The organism is Paractinoplanes atraurantiacus (genome assembly GCF_900215205.1).
Lineage (GTDB): Bacteria > Actinomycetota > Actinomycetes > Mycobacteriales > Micromonosporaceae > Actinoplanes > Actinoplanes atraurantiacus.
In genome coordinates this window covers 1-15,348 of sequence record NZ_OBDY01000003.1, presented here as the reverse complement: position 1 = coordinate 15,348, position 15,348 = coordinate 1, and the positions used below count along the sequence as shown (strand labels likewise).

The following is a 15,348-nucleotide window of genomic DNA, read 5'->3' as shown; positions in this document are numbered from 1 at the left end:
TTAGATGGAGATCCAGCCCGCCGCCAGCGCCACGACGCCGACGACGGCGCCGACGATCGAGACGGCGAGAATGACGAGTTCAGGCCCGGAGAAGAGCCGCCGGCCCTGCTCCCGGCGCGCCTTGATGAAGAGCAGGGTGGCCGGGGCATAGATGATCAGCGAGACCAGCACGAACTTCAGGCCCGCGGCGAAGAGCAGGAAGATGGTGTACGCCACGGCGAGCGCCCCGATCGTGAGCTCACGCCCGCGTCCCTGTGGCTGTTCCACATAGGTCTCGCGGGTCAGGGCCAGTTTCAGGGCGTACGCGGCGGCCAGCAGGAACGGGATCAGGGTGAGCGCGCTCGTGAGGTCGAGGGCGAAGTTGAAGGCGTCCTCGGAGAAGTAGGTGACGACCAGGACGAGCTGGATCAGGATCGAGGTCAGCAGCAGCGCGTTGAACGGCACGTCGCCGCGCTTGGTGCGCCGCAGGAAGCGCGGCATGTCGTCGTCGGCGGCGGCCACGAAGAGCACCTCGGCCGCCATCAGGGTCCAGGCCAGATAGGCGCCGAGCACCGAGACGATCAGGCCGACGCTGACGAAGACCTTGCCCCAGGTGCCGACGGCCGCTTCGAGCACACCGCCCATCGACGGCTGCCGCAGCTCGGCGATCTCGGAGCTGGGCAGAATGCCGTACGAGACGATGGTGACCGACGCGAAGATGGCGAACACGCCGAGGAAGCCGAGGATCGTGGCCCGGCCGACGTCCTGCCGCCGCTTGGCGTGCCGGGAGTAGACGCTGGCCCCCTCGACACCCAGGAAGACGAAGACGGTGACCAGCATCGTCCCCTTGACCTGCTCGAACAGCGATCCGTAGTCGGCCGGGCCGCTGAGGTTGTCGGCGAAGACCTTCGGGTCGAGCAGGAAGAGCGCGATGAGGACGAAGACGATGATCGGCACGACCTTGGCCACCGTGACGATCCGGTTGAGCGCCGCCGCGTCCTTGACCCCGCGCTGGATCAGGTAGAAGAACAACCAGATGCCGACAGTGGACACGGTGACCGCGAGCAGGGTGTCGCCGTCACCCATGGCCGGCCAGATCGTGCCGACCGTCGACATGATCAGCACCCAGTAGGTCACGTTGCCGACGCAGGCGCTGGCCCAATAGCCGAAGGCCGAGAAGAAGCCCAGATATTCGCCGAAGCCGGCCTTGGCGTACGCGTAGACGCCGGCGTCGAGCTCGGGCTTGCGCAGGGCGAGGGTCTGGAAGACGAAGGCCAGCATCAGCATGCCGGCGCCGGCGATCCCCCACGCGATGAGCGCGCCGTAGACCCCGGTCTCCTGGGCGAAGCGCCGGGGCAGCGAGAAGACACCGGCCCCGACCATGCTGCCGATGACCATCATGGTCATCGTGACCAGGGTGAGCTTCTGGGCCGTGGACGCGGTGGTCGTGGTGGTGTCGGTTCCGGTCACGTCGTCGTCGCCTTCCTAGGGTTCGGTCACCGGTACCTGGGCGGTCTGCGCGGAGCCGCCGCGGCTGAAGCGGACGTCGACCGTGTCGCCGGGCTTGTGGGTGCGGATGGCCACGAGCATCTGGTCGGTGCCGTTGACCGCGGTGCCGCCGACCTGGGTGATCACGTCGCCGGGGCGCATCCCGGCCCGGGCGGCGCCGAAGCCGGGCACGACCTGCTCGACCAGGGCGCCGCGGGGCAGACCGGTGGACCGGGCGATCTCGTCGGTCACGCTCACCGACATGACGCCGATGACCGGGTGGGTCGCTTTCTTGTCGCCGATGAGCTGCTCGGCCACCGAGAGGGCGAAGTCGATCGGGATGGCGAAGTTGAGCCCGATGCTGCCGCCACCGCCCTCCGGCGGCTGGGCGCCGGCCGAGTTGACGCCGACCTGCCGGCCGGCGCAGTCGGTGAGCGGGCCGCCGCTGTTGCCCTGGTTGACCGCGGCGTCGGTCTGCACGGCGTTGACCAGGGCGGCCGGCTCGGCGCCGTCACCCACGTCGATCCAGCGGTTGAGGGCGCTGACCACGCCGGCCGTGATGGTGCTGTTGAGGCCGAGCGGGGAGCCGGCCGCGACCACCGGCTGACCGACGACCAAGGCTGAGGAGTCGCCGATCGCTATCGGGGTGAGGGTGGCCGCGGCCGGGTCGACCCGCAGCACCGCGAGGTCGGTGGCGGGGTCACGGCCGACCACGGTCGCCGGCACCTCGGAGGCGCCGCGGGCGAAGTCGACGGTGATGGTGGCGGGGGTGGTCCCCGCACCGAACGCGGGGGCGATCACGTGGTCGTTGGTGAGGATGTTGCCGTCGCGGTCGAGCACCGAGCCCGACCCGAGGCCGCCGGTGGCCCCGCGCCGCACGTTGATCGTGACCAGCGACGGGAACACGGTCGCCGCCACCTGGGTCACGTCGCAGGCGGTCCCACCGGTGGCGGCGGCCGCGGCCGGACGGCCGTCGCCGCCCGAACCGGACACGGCCGCGCCGAGCAGGCCACCGGTGATCCCCGACAGCAGCGCCAAGGCCACTGCCCCGGCGACCAGACGTCCCGGCGTGAGTCGCATGCGGCCAACGTTGGTGCCTGTCGATCGAATGGGCGTCACCCCGAACGGATGAACCGCCGAATCATCCGGGGCGCGCCGATCAGGCGCATGACGCTCCGGCGCTACGACTTCGGCGGCTTGACGGCGGCCACCTTGTTCTTCTGCCTGCCCCTGACGCCGTCGCTGCTGCCGCGCGAGTGGCTCTTCGGTGGCAGGCCGACATCCACCGGCTGCTCGGCATGGAGCCGACGGCGCCGTTCTGGTATCTGCTGGTTCTACCGGTGGCGGTGGTGACGGCGGCCCTGCTCGTCGCGCTGTGCCGGCTGGTGCGGGACGGCACCCGGTGGGCCGCGGCGCGGCTCGGCCGCTGGGTCCCGGCCTCGGCGGCCCGGGTGATCGCCGGGGTCGCGGCCGTGGCGCTGCTGATCGGGGTGCTCAACGGCGTCGTGCTGCGGGGCGGCCGACGCCTCCTTCCGTACGCTCAATGGCGAGACCGACCCGGAGAGCGCGCCCACCGCCGACCTTCTCCGCTCGGGCGGACCGGGCTCGCTGGTGTCGTGGGATTCGCTGGGCAATCAGGGCCGGCGGTTCGTGGCGGGCGGACCGGACCGCGCTGAGCTGGCGAAATTCAACGGCGCAGAGATCAAAGACCCGATTCGGGTGTACGTCGGTCTGGACGCGGCCGAGGAGTCGAGGGAGCGGGCCGATCGGGCGTGGCCGAGCTGCGGCGCACCGGGGCCTTCGAGCGCGAGGTGCTGTGCCTGATCACGGCGACCGGCCCGGGCTGGGTGAACGCGCGGGGCGTCGACCGCTGGAGTACAAGCGGGGCGCCACCGTCCGCTTCGCGGCCGTTCCGGGCGATCTCGACGAGCCGGGCCCGGCCTGGAGCGGGCCCCCGGGTCGTCTATCGGCAGTACGCGTCCGATCCGATCACGTGGTGGTCGCCGCGGCTGATGGTCAGCCGGCCCGACTGGTTGCGCGAGCGGCGCGGCTCGGACGTGCTGCCGGCCGTCCACCGGTATCCGTTCGTGACGTTCTGGCAGGTGACGGCCGACATGGCGGTCTCCAACGGCGTTCCCGACGGGCACGGGCACGATTTCGGGGCGATGCCGGTCGCGGCCTGGGCGCGGATCGCGCCGCCGGCGGGGTGGACGGACGCCAGAACCGCCGCGCTCACCGAGGTGATCGCGGCGGAACGGTCCTGAGGCGTCAGGAGATCTTGCGCTTGTAGGCGCGCATGGCCAGCGCGTAGGCGACGACGGTGATGCACACGCACCAGGCCAGGGCGATCCAGATGTCGTTGCCGACCGGCTGCTGGTCGAGCAGGGCCCGGATCGAGTTGACGATCGAGGTGACCGGCTGGTTCTCGGCGAACGCCTTGACCGGGGCCGGCATGGTGTCGGTCGGCACGAAGGCCGAGCTGACGAAGGGCAGGAAGACGATCGGGTACGAGAAGGCGGACGCGCCGTCGGGGGACGAGGCGGACAGGCCGGCCAGCACCGCGATCCAGGTCAGGGCCAGAGTGAACAGCAGCAGGATGCCGACCACGGCCAGCCAGGCCAGCACGCCGGCCGACGAGCGGAAGCCGATCAACAGTCCAATGAGGACAATGAGGGCACAGGAGAGAGCGTTCGAGACCAGCGACGTCAGTACGTGACCCCACAGCACCGAGGAGCGGGCGATCGGCATCGAGTTGAACCGCTCGAAGATGCCGCCCTGGAGGTCGTTGAAGAGGCGGAAGCCGGTGTACGAGATGCCGCTGGCGATGGCGATCAGCAGCACGCCGGGCATCAGGTAGTTGGTGTAGTTGTCGGTGTTGGCCTGGATGGCGCCGCCGAAGACGTAGCGGAACAACAGCAGGAACGCGATCGGCATGATCGTGACGGTGATGATCGTGTCGAGGCTGCGGGTGATGTGCCGCATCGAGCGGCCGAGCATGACGTTGGTGTCGCTCAGGACGTGCGTGGTCACGACTGACCCTTCTCTCCGACGATGGCCAGGAAGATCTCTTCCAGGGTGGGCTGCCGCTCCACGTACTCGACCTTGGCCGGCGGGAGCAGCTTGCGGAGCTCGGCCAGGGTGCCGTCGACGATGATGCGGCCCCGGTGCAGGATCGCGATCCGGTCGGCCAGCTTCTCCGCCTCGTCCAGATATTGGGTGGTGAGCAGGACCGTCGTGCCGCCGTCGGCCAGCTTCTCGATCACCTTCCACACCTCGATGCGGGCCTCCGGGTCGAGGCCGGTGGTCGGCTCGTCCAGGAAGATGATCGGCGGGTCGCCGATCAGGCTCATCGCGATGTCGAGCCGGCGGCGCATGCCGCCGGAGTAGGTGCCGACCCGGCGACCGGCGGCCTCGGTCAGCCCGAAGCGGTCGAGCAGGTCGTCGGCGATCTTGCCGGGCTCGTCGACCCGGCGCAGGCGGGCGATCATGATGATGTTCTCGCGGCCGGTGAGGATCTCGTCGACCGCGGCGAACTGGCCGGTCAGGCTGATCGACTCGCGGACCCGCTGCGCCTCGGCGGCGACGTCGAAGCCGTTGACCACTGCGGTGCCGTCGTCGGCCTTCAGGAGCGTGGCCAGGATCCGTACGGTCGTGGTCTTGCCGGCGCCGTTGGAGCCGAGCAGCGCGAAGATGCTGCCGCGGGCCACCTCGAAGTCGACGCCCTTGAGCACCTCCACCTCTTTGTAGGACTTGCGCAATCCGTGCACCCGGATGGCCGGGGTCCGATCGTCCATGATCGTGGGTCCTTTCCGTCTTCAAGAGCGGTGGATGAGGATGTCGCCGAAGCCGGTGCGGCCGCGGACCTCGACGGTCTCGGTGGCCTCGCCGGGGCTGGTGGCCTGTTCCATCTGGTTGTGGACCTTGCCGAAGCCGGTGGTGACCTCGAGCCAGGCCGCGGTGCCCTCGGCGATGCCGATGTCCAGGGCGCCGGCGGCGGTGCCGAGCGTGATCGAGCCGCGGACCACCTCGCCCAGGCGGATCTTGCCGTTGGCGGTCTTCACCTCGGCCCCGGCGCCGGTGCGCTCGATGTCGATGTCGCCGTTGGCGTTCTTCACCCGCACGTCGCCGGTGACCACGTCGATCGTGGTGTCGCCGTTGGCGTTCTTGATGACGGCCGCGCCCTCGACCTCGCCGAGCTGGATCTTGCCGGAGCCGGTGGAGACCTCGGCGTCGCCCAGGACGCGGTCGACATTGACGTTGCCGAAGCCGGTGTGCAGGCGCAGGGCGCCGGTCTGCTCGAGCCGCATGTCGCCGGTGCTTTTGATTCTGGTGTCGCCGAGCCGGCCGGTGACGTCGAAGCCGCCCATCACGAGGTGGGCGTCGAGCCGGGAACCGCTGGGCAGCTCGATGTCGACGGCCACCGCCTTGGTCTTCTTGGAGAAGTCGAAGGTGCGCTTGGGGCCGGTCACCCGCAGCTCGCCGTGTGCGTACTCGACCTTGAGCTGCTGGGCCGCCTGCACGTCGGACTCGTCGTGCTCGTCGTTCGGGCGGACCTCGACGACGGTGTCGGCGCGGTCGCTCGCGACGATCCGCACGTCGCCGACGTAGTAGTCGAGAGTGACGTTGATCGATTCGGGAGTGTCGAAAGTAGGCATGGTTGTACCCGCTTCATGAGTCAGTGAGGCGTTTTAGCAGGTCAGAGAGTTAGCGAACCCAGCCGGTGAAGCGCTGCGCGGCGCGCTTGCCGCTGTCGCGGGGCTCGGTGCGCGGCGCGCGGCCGGGCTGTTGCAGGGCGGAGGTGGCGGCCCGGACGAGCCAGGCGTTGACCGAGCGGCCCTCCTTGGCCGCGGCCTCCTCGATGGCGGCCTTGAGCTGCTCGGGCATGCGGACGTTGATGCGGGCGGCCGGGCCGTCCTCGGCGAATTGAAGGTCGCTCTCGGTGGCGTTCCCGGCGACATCTTCAGCGGCGGCGGGCTCGGCCGTGGGCGCCACTTTCACCACGAACTCGGGGTCGCGGCCGCGCAGGCGCAGCTCGACGGAGCCGGGCGCCAGGTCGCCGGTGATCTCGTCGGCGGCGCCGGACAGCGCCTCCAGCAGTGTCATGCGGATCGCCGACTCGAGGGAGCCGGTCAGGCGCTCGACCAGCGCACGCTGCTCCTCGCCACCGGCCTCGGCCAGCGTGGCGAACTCGCGTCCGAGGTTGTTCACATACGAGGTCAAGTCCATGGCACCATCGTGGCACACACATGGCACCACCGGCAAGAGGTGTGGCACCGCGGATGTGCCATGTTGGCACCATGCAGTGGCGCGAAAGGCGCGCTGCGGCCTTGAGCTGCGGGAACGTCGCGCTGAGCTTCCGTGGACGGGCGCTGTGCTTGTGGGTGGGGTGAGAAGTCGTACCTCGGGAAAAGCGCGACGCCACAGACCAGAGCCTGTGGCGTCGTCTTTTTCTGAAATTGTGCCCGGGGCGGGTCTCGAACCCGCACGCCTGCGCGAGGCAGCCGCTTTTAAGGCGGCCGTGTCTGCCATTCCACCACCCGGGCGGGCCTGGAGACACCGTATAGGTTGCCGGCCGGGTGGCGGAAACGGAGATTACCTCAGCGGGTGCCGGCGCCCACTGTCGTGCGGTCCTCGGGCTTGTCCTCCGGCTTACGCAGCGGCGGGGTCACCTCGAGGAACTCCTCGCGCGGGTGGTGCAGCTGGCCCAGGGCGATGGTCTCGCGGCGGAGCACGAAGGCCAGCGTCCAGTCGGCGACGACCCGGACCTTGCGGTTGAACGAGGGGATCCGGCTCATGTGGTACGAGCGGTGCATGAACCAGGCGGGAAGGCCGCGCACCTTGATGCCGTAGACGTGCGCCACGCCCTTGTAGAGGCCGAGGCCGGCGACGGACCCGACGTACTTGTGGCGGTACTCCTTCGGCAGGCCGCCGAGCACCACAGACTTGATGTTGTCGGCGAGCACCTTGGCCTGGCGAACGGCATGCTGGGCGCTCGGCGAGCACCAGCCACCGGGGTTGGTCAGGTCGGGCACCTGCGCGCAGTCGCCGGCCGACCAGGCGCCGTCGAGGACGTTGCCCTCGTCGTCGGCCACCTGGAGGGTGGGCAGGCAGTTGACGTGACCCTTGGGGCCGCGGGGCAGGTCGGTGACGTCGAGCATCGGCGACGGCTTCACGCCCGCGGTCCAGACCACGGTCTCGGCGCGGAACTTGTCGCCGTCGGACAGCTCGATGTTGCCGTCGACGCAGGACTTGAGGAACGTCTCGAGGCGGATCGAGATGTCGCGCTTGGCCAGCTGACGGGCCGCGTACGCGCCCATCTTGGCGCCGACCTCGGGCAGGATCCGGTTGCTGGCCTCGACCAGGACGAACTTGACCTCTTTCTGGTCGAGCTCGGGGTAGTACTTGAGGGCGTCGCGGACGACGTCCTCCATCTCGGCCATCGCCTCGACGCCGGCGAAGCCGCCACCGACGAAGACGAAGCTCAGAGCCGCCTTGCGGATCTCGGGGTCGGGCGTCACGGCCGCGACATCGAGCTGGTCCATGACGTGGTTGCGCAGGTAGATGGCTTCACCGATGGTCTTGAAGCCGATACCGCGCTCGCTGAGGCCGGGGATCGGAAGCGTCCGCGAGACCGAGCCGGGCGCCACGATGATGTGGTCGTACTCCATCTCGGTGGCGGGGCCCTCGATGGGCTGGACGGTGACCGTCTTGCGCGCGTGCTCGACCTTGGTGACCTCGCCGACGATGACGCGGCACTTCTTGAGCTCGCGGCGGAGCGGCACAACACTGTGCCGCGGCTCGATGTTGCCGGCCGCTGCCTCGGGCAGGAACGGCTGATACGTCATGTGGGGCTGGGGGTCGATGACGACGATCTCAGCCTTGCGGCGACTGAGCTTCTTCGACAGACGCAGGGCGGCATAGAGCCCGACGTGACCTGCCCCTACGACGACAATGCGCTGCGGATTCACGCCTTACATTGTCGCTCTTCGCGGCCTGCGACGCCTCTCGGTGTGATCTATCCCAAGTCCATCTGTCAAGTGCTGTGACGCACATATTTCGAGGACATTTACGCCCGGCGAACGAGGCGTGCTATGAGGAGCGTGGCGCACGCTGCACCAGCCAATCCGACAAGAGTAGCGACCAAAAACGCGCTTCCCGCCAAATCAGCGGTGAGTCCCAGAATGGCTACCGTCAGTACGGCAGAGATAAGCACCACAGCAAGGGCGCGGGCCAACCAGACACCGACCACGTCGGCATTGACGACGGCGTCGTACGGAAGAACGGCCGCCAATGCGGTCAGTGAATGTCCAAGATAGAGGGCCGTGGCGATGGTCAGCACCCGGCCCAGCGAGACCGCCGCGTCCTCCATGACGGTGTCGACCAGCCAGCCGGCCACCACGGCCAGCGCGGCGAAGGTGGCGCCCCGGCCGCGCGGCGCCACCGCCGGGTAGAGGGCGACCAGGGCCAGCGGCAGGAAGAACTGCGAGCCGAGCAGCGCCTGCGGCCACGCGACGGCCATGGCGACCAGGCCGCAGAGGGCGATGCCGCAGCGCACCAGGAACGGCAGGACGGTGGCCCGGGTCAGCACGGTCTTGGCGCCGGCCAGCTTGCGGGCGAACAGGCTGAACATGTCAGTGCCCCCGGGGCGCCGAGGCGAGGCGGGAGACGTCCCGCAGGACCAGGTCGAGGCTGCCGGCGCCGGCCCAGGAGACGACCGGAACGCCGTGCTCCCGCAGGCGGCCGAGCACGTTCTCCCGCTCGATGCGCCACAACCGGGTGGCCAGCGGGGTCCACTGATCGCGGACCTCGGGGGCGGCGCCCGCGGGCAGAGTGTCGACGGCGACGACATAGCGGCCGGACCGGGTGAGCGAGGCCAGCATGTCGGCCGCCCGCGGGTCGATCAGCGGGGTCAGCACCATGACGAGCGCGTCCGAGGAGACGTGGTGGGCGCCGAAGTCGTGCTCGTGCGCCTCCATCGGATCGGGACGCACGTCGAGCAGCCACTCCAGCACGGTCAGATATTGGCGGCGGCCGGTGGCCGGGCGCAGCCGGCGGGCGGCGGCGCCGTACTCCAGCAGCGAGACCCGGTCGCCACGTTGCAGGTAGTGCTCGGCGATCGCGGCCGACGCGCGGACGGTCGTGTCCAGCACCGAGGCGCTGCCGCCGACGCCACCGGAGAGGCCCACCTCACCCAGCACGTCGAGCAGAAGAACGACTTCGGCGTCACGGTCGGAGAGGGTCGAGGCGACATGCAGGTCCCGCGTACGCAGGGAGACGCGCCAGTCGATGCGGCGCAACCGGTCCCCCGGCGCGAACGGGCGCACCCCGGCCAGCTCGCCACCCTCGCCGGGCCGCCGCGAACGGTGGGCGCCGACCAGGCCGGCGGCGGCCGGCATGGCCTCGATGGCGTTGAACGGCTCGGTGACCGGATAGACCCGCACGTCGCTGCCGTTGGTGATCACCGGACGGCAGGCGAGCAGGCCGCCGCAGGTGGCGACCCGGGCCGCGGCCGGGCCGACGTCCTGCCGGCCCCAGCGCCGGGCCTCGCCGCTGAGCTCGACGGCGGCCCAGCCGTCGGCGCCCACGGTGATCGCGAAGGGGCGGTCGGACTGCTCCAGATTCAGCCAGCGCGAGGTGCGGACCCGGACCACGACCAGGTCGTACGAGATCTCGTCGGGGTTGCTGACGGTCACGGACGCCTCGACCTGGCCGCCCTCGACCAGGTATTCCTGGTCGGCCTGCACGGTCAGCTCGGGGAACGATTTGGGCATGCGCCGCAGGCCGACGGCGACGCCGATCGCGAACGGGGCGGCCAGCAGCACCAGGTCGACGCGGCCCAGCGCGACCCCGAGCACCAGCAGCAGGCCGGTCAGCAGGACGGCCCGGCCCAGCGCCCGGGTCGGCACCCAGGCCGGGCCGGCCGTCGCGTCGGCCGGCGACGGCGGCGGAACGGCGCTGCGCAGCCGCGGGCCCATCAGCCGGCGGTGTATGTGGGCAGCGCGCCACTGGCCGGCGCGGGCGTGGCCTGAAGGACCTCGTCGACCACGAAGGACGGGTCGACGCGGCGCAGCCACATCTCCGGCCGCAGCGTGATGCGGTGGGCGAGAGCCGGGACGGCGACGTCCTTGACGTCCTCGGGAACGACGAAGTCACGGCCGGCCATGGCGGCCCGGGCCCGGGCCAGCAGGAGCAGGGCGAGCGAGCCACGCGGCGACGAGCCGACCAGCACGGAGGCGTGCTCACGGGTGGCGGCGGTCAGCGAGACGATGTACCGGCCGATCGAGTCCTCGACAGTGATCGACTCGAGGGCGGCCTGCATCGACTGGAGGGTGGCGGAGTCGACGACCGGGGCCAGGAAAGCCTCCTCCTGGCGGCGGGACATGCGCCGCTGGAGAACATCCCACTCCTCCTCGGCGGTCGGATAGCCGAAGGAGACCCGCAGCAGGAAGCGGTCGAGCTGCGCCTCGGGCAGCGGGTACGTGCCCTCGTACTCGATCGGGTTGGCGGTGGCGAGCACGTGGAAAGGAGGGTCGAGCCGATAGGTGACGCCCTCGACGGAGACCTGCTTCTCCTGCATGGCCTCGAGCAGGGCGGCCTGTGTCTTCGGCGGCGTCCGGTTGATCTCGTCGGCCAGCAGCATGTTGGTGAAGACGGGGCCGGCCCGGAAGGCGAAGTCGCCCTTGCGCTGGTCGTAGAGGAAAGAACCGGTGACGTCGGCCGGCAGCAGGTCGGGGGTGAACTGGAGCCGGCGGAAGTCGAGGCCCAGCGACTGGGCGAAACAGCGGGCGGTCAGCGTCTTGCCGAGGCCGGGCAGATCCTCCAGCAGGACGTGGCCGCCGGCCAGGATGCCGGCCAGAACGAGCTCGAGCGAGTCACGCTTGCCGACCACGACGCTGCCGACCGAGTCGAGGACGGCATTGGCCAGTCTGCCCACCTCGTACGGGGGAAGAGCCTGCACGCCTGTCTCGGTCACCGGGGCACCCTTCGTCACAGTTTCTCCAGCGCATCGACGTAGCTCTCAAGGTCGCGCGTCTTGGGCGCGCGCCGGCCGCGGTCGTGCAGCGCCGCCCAGAGCGGATCGCCGAGCAGCTCACGGGCGCGCCGCGGGTCCGATTGACGGGTGATCCCGTGTCGCAGCCGCAGCCTCTCGTCGGTGAGCTCGGCCAGCACCGGCAGAACGTTACGCGAGTAGAGATCGGGGTCGTCGTGCGCCCTTTCCAGGGTTTGCTCCCAGCGCCGGACGGCGGCCCGCAGAGCGTCCGGTCCTCCGCGGTCACTCGCCCCGCGGCCGTTTCGCGAGCGCTTCGGAAGGACCGGGGCCTTGACCCACTGGACGGCCAGAACGACGAGGCGGAGAGCGATCAGGGCGGTCACCACGAAGATCACGGAGATGTCGATGTCGGACGACCGCAGCGCGGCCACGATGACGACGGTGAGCAGGGCGACGACGAGCAGATTGATCAGAATCCAGGAGAGCAGCGACCGCCGCTTCTCGACCGGCGTCTGCTCCTCGGCCGGCGCGACCGGCTCCTCGCGATAGCCGAAGAGATCGTCCAGGCTGCCGTCGGGCGTCATCGGGCCGCCACCTCGGACGGGGCGCCCAGGTCGGCGCGGAGGCGTTGCAGGGCCTCGCGGGCCTGGTGGCGCATCTGGTCGTCGACGGTGTGCGTGGCGTAGCGGGCCTGGCGGTAGACCTCGAGCAGGGCGGCGAGGACGGCGGCGTCGACCTGCTGCTCATTGAGGAGGCGGCCGACCAGATCGGTGGGGCTGTCGCCCGGGTGCCGCGGGGTGCCGGCGGCCGCGGCGGCCTGTTCCAGGCGCACCCAGCAGGCGATCACCGCCCGGCGCGGGTCGCGATCGGTGTCGGACAGCTCCTCCAGGCCGGCGTCGAGGGCGGCCACGAGTTCCTCGGCCGTACGCGGCTGGTCGCTCTTCCGTGTGCGCTTCTTCGGATTTTTCCCTTTTTTCGCCCGCCGATCGCGAAGCAGGGCGTAGATCACCAGTCCGACCAGGACGGCCGCGATGACCCCGAACACGACGAGGGCGACGGTGCCGACCCAGTCGGGCAGCCCGCGCGCCGGCTCCGGCTCGGGCGGCGTGGTCACCTGCGCCGACGGCACAGTCGTGGGAAGGATCGGCTGGTCACCGATCGGCTCGTCGCGGACGATCTCGTCGAGCTGGGCCTCACTGCGGGTGGCGGCGAGCGAGGTCACGAAGAGCAGCACGAGGACGGCGGCCAGAGGCCACCAGCGACGCACCGCAGCGAGGTCCACGTTGTCTCCATCACAAACCGGCCAGCTCTTTGGCACGCGCGAAGACGTCGTCCAGCATGGCCGGGGTGAGCTTACCGGTGAACGTGTTCTGCTGAGACACGTGGAAGCACCCCAGCAATTCGGGCACTCCCGGCAGGCTGACATGAGCCCCATGCCCGAACTTCGGGCGCGGCACCGGAGCCGGCACACCGTAGACCGCCCGCATCGCAGGCCACCAGGCCTGCCAGGCGAAAGCACCCAGGGCGACGACCACCCGCAGGGTGGGCCGGATCAGGTTCAGCTCCCGATGCAGCCACGGCGCACAGGTGTCCCTTTCGTCGGGAAGCGGTTTGTTGTCCGGAGGTGCACAACGCACCGCGGAGAAGATCCGCAAATGCCGTAAGGCCAGCCCATCGTCGATGGAGACACTGGTCGGCTGGTTGGCCAGCCCCGCCCGATGCAGAGCCGCGAAGAGAACATCACCGGACCGATCCCCCGTGAAGATCCGCCCCGTCCGGTTCCCACCATGCGCCGCCGGCGCGAGCCCCAGAATGGCGATCTCGGCATCGGCGTTGCCCCACCCCGGGACAGGCCGCCCCCAGTAGTCCCAATTTCGAAAGGACGCCCGCTTGGTGGCGGCCACTTCCTCACGCCAGGCCACCAGCCGCGGACAGGCAAAACAGTCCGAGACCTCCTCGTCGAGCACACCGAGAGACGCGGCCCCCGCCGCCAGCCGAACAACGTCTTCCCTAGTACGCGCGTTACTCACCCACCCAGCACAACATCCGCCGGGAAGTCACCGCACCCGGGGTGGCTCACTCCGGCAGGTCGAACTCCCCGGCCTTGATCCCGGCAAGAAACGCACCCCAGGCCTCCGGCCCAAAGGTCAGCACAGGCCCACAGCGATCTTTGCTGTCCCGGACCCCCACCACATCGGGAAGATTCTTGGCCACCTCGACGCAGGAGGCGCCGCCGTTGTCGCTACGGGTCGACTTGCGCCAGCGGGCACCGTTCAGGTCTGCCATGACTTCGCCACTTCCTTGATCAGATCGAGGGACTGCCTCGTTGGCAGCGCCTCGCCTCGGATCGCTTCCCATCGCTTGATCAGCGTATCAACGTCCTCTCGGCGGTGAAGGATCTGTGCTTGCCAGGGCGTATCCAAATGCGCGGTCTCGAACTCGCGCCCTTTGGCCAGGATGAAAGGTCCAGCGAGTCCCGCATAAGGTCCCGCGGAGGCCGGCACGACGTGCACGTGCACGTGCACATTCGAGTTCGTCACACGATCCACCAAATGCTCACATTGGTCGGCCATGATCGAAGGCGAGCCGACCGACCGGCGAAGCACGCCTTCGTCGACCAATGCGATCAAGGTCGGCGGGTCGCATCGCTCCAAGAGTCCTTGCCGCTCCATTCGGGTGGACACGCGCTGGTCAATCTCCGCCTGATCCATCAGTCCAGCGCCTGCGATGATCGCGTGCGCATACGCTTCGGTCTGCAGGAGCCCCGGCACGACGAGCGGCTCGAACCATCGGATCAGTGTGGCCTCCCGCTCAATGATCAACCAGTCCCGAAACCACACCGGCGCATGATCGAAGTTGACGAGGCCGTTCAGCAGCCTCTCGAAGACACAGCCAGTGCCGAGCGCGCCGTCGACCGCCGTCAGATACTCGCGCGTCGGCGGTCGCTGACCGTTCTCCACCGCGCTCACCTGCGAGCCCGAATAGTTGATCGCCTTGCCGAGATCTTCTTGACTCATTCCAGCCGACACGCGCGACCGGCGCAGTTCTCCTAGCAAGAACGTCGACGGAGTCGCCTGTTCGTCCACCGCTCCACACCCCCGCCACAAGAATCCCGCTCGCCTCCACAGACCTGCACATGAAAAAGATTCACCGCACGCCCGCGCCGGAAATGGGCTTCGAAGCTTCCGAGGGTATCGATGACACCGGAAGACTGTGAAGGCCGAAATAACGAACTGAGGAGGGCGGAAATGGGAGTGGCTTTGGCGGTGGCACCTTCGCTGATTGTTGGATTCCTGGCTGGGTTGATCACTTTGCGCGCCAAGAATCGGTGGTGCGGGGAATGCGGAGTGACGCTCCGGTGCCCCGCCTGCGCCGAGGGGGCGTCGTGGACCAGCTCGAACTGATGCAGATGCTGCTCGGGCATCCGGAGGCCGACGTTCGTGTGGACCTCGGGCCGTTCCTCGTCGACGTGGAGGATGTGCGTTACGTGGCCGAGCGGGAAGCAGTCGTCTTCCTGCTCCAACCCGAAGTGGGCCTGCCCCGTTTTGACGGACATCCGAGATCAGGGGACCTGGGGTCTCCGGGAGGATGTCCAGCATCATGGAGAGCGTGGGAAAGAAGCGATCGAGGCCGAGGCGGGCGTTCACGCCCGAGTTCAAGGCGGAGATCGTCGAGTTGTGTCAGCGCGGGGACCGCACGGTCGGGCAGGTCACGAAGGATTTTGATCTGACCGAAACCGCGGTGCGGCAGTGGGTCAAGCAGGCCGAGCTCGACGCCGGCACCCGCGACGACGGGCTGACCTCCGACGAGCGGGCCGAGCTGGCCCGCCTGCGTTCGGAGAACCGCCGGTTGCAGCAGGACGTCGACATTTTGAAGCGGGCAACGGCTTT

Annotated in this window: 17 protein-coding genes, 1 tRNA gene and 1 pseudogene; 3 read left to right on the top strand and 16 right to left on the bottom strand. The window is 69.4% G+C overall.

Translation table 11 applies throughout. The features are described from left to right. Both CRP55_RS09160 and CRP55_RS09155 read right to left on the bottom strand, forming a co-directional pair. Window positions 1–1,449 carry a basic amino acid/polyamine antiporter gene (locus CRP55_RS09160; protein ID WP_097319267.1) on the bottom strand — a complete coding sequence of 483 codons (1,449 nt, stop codon included), beginning with the start codon at window positions 1,447–1,449 and terminating at the stop codon, window positions 1–3. A 15-nt stretch (window positions 1,450–1,464) separates the two neighbouring features. Further along, window positions 1,465–2,547, bottom strand: a complete 1,083-nt coding sequence (locus CRP55_RS09155) for a S1C family serine protease (protein ID WP_097319266.1) — start codon at window positions 2,545–2,547, stop codon at window positions 1,465–1,467. 176 nt (window positions 2,548–2,723) lie between these two features. Here CRP55_RS09155 and CRP55_RS09150 point away from each other — a divergent pair. Together CRP55_RS09150 and CRP55_RS09140 are read left to right on the top strand one after the other, a co-directional pair. After that, a pseudogene (locus CRP55_RS09150) lies at window positions 2,724–3,291 on the top strand (alpha/beta-hydrolase N-terminal domain-containing protein). Continuing rightward, a complete protein-coding gene (locus CRP55_RS09140) occupies window positions 3,240–3,731 on the top strand; it encodes an alpha/beta-hydrolase family protein (RefSeq protein WP_143234497.1) in 492 nt (163 codons plus the stop codon). The pseudogene CRP55_RS09150 and the gene CRP55_RS09140 overlap by 52 nt, the downstream one beginning before the upstream one ends. A 4-nt stretch (window positions 3,732–3,735) precedes the next feature. Here the strand turns inward: CRP55_RS09140 and CRP55_RS09135 are convergent, their stop codons facing one another. The 14 genes from CRP55_RS09135 to CRP55_RS54450 all read right to left on the bottom strand — a co-directional run bounded on the left by CRP55_RS09135 (window position 3,736) and on the right by CRP55_RS54450 (window position 14,544). After that, window positions 3,736–4,497, bottom strand: a complete 762-nt coding sequence (locus tag CRP55_RS09135) for an ABC transporter permease (RefSeq protein ID WP_281260770.1) — start codon at window positions 4,495–4,497, stop codon at window positions 3,736–3,738. Then, window positions 4,494–5,261, bottom strand: a complete 768-nt coding sequence (locus tag CRP55_RS09130) for an ABC transporter ATP-binding protein (protein ID WP_097319262.1) — start codon at window positions 5,259–5,261, stop codon at window positions 4,494–4,496. The genes CRP55_RS09135 and CRP55_RS09130 overlap by 4 nt, the downstream gene beginning before the upstream one ends. Before the next feature lie 21 nt (window positions 5,262–5,282). Further along, window positions 5,283–6,122, bottom strand: a complete 840-nt coding sequence (locus tag CRP55_RS09125; RefSeq protein ID WP_097319261.1) for a DUF4097 family beta strand repeat-containing protein — start codon at window positions 6,120–6,122, stop codon at window positions 5,283–5,285. 49 nt (window positions 6,123–6,171) lie between these two features. Continuing rightward, on the bottom strand, window positions 6,172–6,693 hold the full coding sequence (locus tag CRP55_RS09120; RefSeq protein ID WP_097319260.1) for an Arc family DNA-binding protein: 522 nt from the start codon (window positions 6,691–6,693) through the stop codon (window positions 6,172–6,174). Window positions 6,694–6,926: 233 nt separating this feature from the next. Next, window positions 6,927–7,010, bottom strand: a tRNA-Leu gene (locus CRP55_RS09115). Window positions 7,011–7,064: 54 nt separating this feature from the next. Then, window positions 7,065–8,435 carry an NAD(P)/FAD-dependent oxidoreductase gene (locus CRP55_RS09110; protein WP_097319259.1) on the bottom strand — a complete coding sequence of 457 codons (1,371 nt, stop codon included), beginning with the start codon at window positions 8,433–8,435 and terminating at the stop codon, window positions 7,065–7,067. A gap of 98 nt (window positions 8,436–8,533) precedes the next feature. Next, window positions 8,534–9,097: a hypothetical protein gene (locus CRP55_RS09105; RefSeq protein WP_097319258.1), complete on the bottom strand. Its 564-nt coding sequence runs from the start codon at window positions 9,095–9,097 to the stop codon at window positions 8,534–8,536. A 1-nt stretch (window position 9,098) separates the two neighbouring features. Then, window positions 9,099–10,442 (bottom strand): DUF58 domain-containing protein, encoded by a 1,344-nt coding sequence (locus CRP55_RS09100; RefSeq protein ID WP_097319257.1) that lies wholly within the window; start codon window positions 10,440–10,442, stop codon window positions 9,099–9,101. Continuing rightward, on the bottom strand, window positions 10,442–11,440 hold the full coding sequence (locus CRP55_RS09095) for an AAA family ATPase (RefSeq protein ID WP_097319863.1): 999 nt from the start codon (window positions 11,438–11,440) through the stop codon (window positions 10,442–10,444). Before CRP55_RS09095 ends, CRP55_RS09100 begins: the two co-directional genes overlap by 1 nt. A 14-nt stretch (window positions 11,441–11,454) precedes the next feature. Further along, entirely contained in the window at window positions 11,455–12,042 is a 588-nt protein-coding gene (locus tag CRP55_RS09090; RefSeq protein WP_097319256.1) for a hypothetical protein, read from the bottom strand. Continuing rightward, window positions 12,039–12,740 (bottom strand): DUF4129 domain-containing protein, encoded by a 702-nt coding sequence (locus CRP55_RS09085; protein ID WP_097319255.1) that lies wholly within the window; start codon window positions 12,738–12,740, stop codon window positions 12,039–12,041. Before CRP55_RS09085 ends, CRP55_RS09090 begins: the two co-directional genes overlap by 4 nt. 10 nt (window positions 12,741–12,750) lie before the next feature. Next, window positions 12,751–13,452: a uracil-DNA glycosylase gene (locus CRP55_RS09080; protein ID WP_097319862.1), complete on the bottom strand. Its 702-nt coding sequence runs from the start codon at window positions 13,450–13,452 to the stop codon at window positions 12,751–12,753. An 82-nt stretch (window positions 13,453–13,534) separates the two neighbouring features. After that, complete coding sequence (locus CRP55_RS09075) at window positions 13,535–13,744, bottom strand: DUF397 domain-containing protein (protein WP_097319254.1); 210 nt, start codon at window positions 13,742–13,744, stop codon at window positions 13,535–13,537. Next, on the bottom strand, window positions 13,732–14,544 hold the full coding sequence (locus CRP55_RS54450; RefSeq protein ID WP_245922891.1) for a helix-turn-helix domain-containing protein: 813 nt from the start codon (window positions 14,542–14,544) through the stop codon (window positions 13,732–13,734). Before CRP55_RS54450 ends, CRP55_RS09075 begins: the two co-directional genes overlap by 13 nt. Before the next feature lie 523 nt (window positions 14,545–15,067). On the opposite strand from CRP55_RS54450, the gene CRP55_RS09065 reads away from it, so the two are divergent. Then, window positions 15,068–15,348 (top strand): transposase (locus CRP55_RS09065; RefSeq protein WP_179855100.1); only part of this gene is annotated, 281 nt, incomplete at its 3' end.

What these genes read in the sequence shown, in the direction of transcription:
- CRP55_RS09155 (WP_097319266.1), bottom strand. Translation starts at nt 2,547, where the DNA reads ATGCGACTCACGCCGGGACGTCTGGTCGCCGGGGCAGTGGCCTTGGCG.
- CRP55_RS09130 (WP_097319262.1), bottom strand. Translation starts at nt 5,261, where the DNA reads ATGGACGATCGGACCCCGGCCATCCGGGTGCACGGATTGCGCAAGTCC.
- CRP55_RS09125 (WP_097319261.1), bottom strand. Translation starts at nt 6,122, where the DNA reads ATGCCTACTTTCGACACTCCCGAATCGATCAACGTCACTCTCGACTAC.
- CRP55_RS09120 (WP_097319260.1), bottom strand. Translation starts at nt 6,693, where the DNA reads ATGGACTTGACCTCGTATGTGAACAACCTCGGACGCGAGTTCGCCACG.
- CRP55_RS09105 (WP_097319258.1), bottom strand. Translation starts at nt 9,097, where the DNA reads ATGTTCAGCCTGTTCGCCCGCAAGCTGGCCGGCGCCAAGACCGTGCTG.
- CRP55_RS09100 (WP_097319257.1), bottom strand. Translation starts at nt 10,442, where the DNA reads ATGGGCCCGCGGCTGCGCAGCGCCGTTCCGCCGCCGTCGCCGGCCGAC.
- CRP55_RS09090 (WP_097319256.1), bottom strand. Translation starts at nt 12,042, where the DNA reads ATGACGCCCGACGGCAGCCTGGACGATCTCTTCGGCTATCGCGAGGAG.
- CRP55_RS09075 (WP_097319254.1), bottom strand. Translation starts at nt 13,744, where the DNA reads ATGGCAGACCTGAACGGTGCCCGCTGGCGCAAGTCGACCCGTAGCGAC.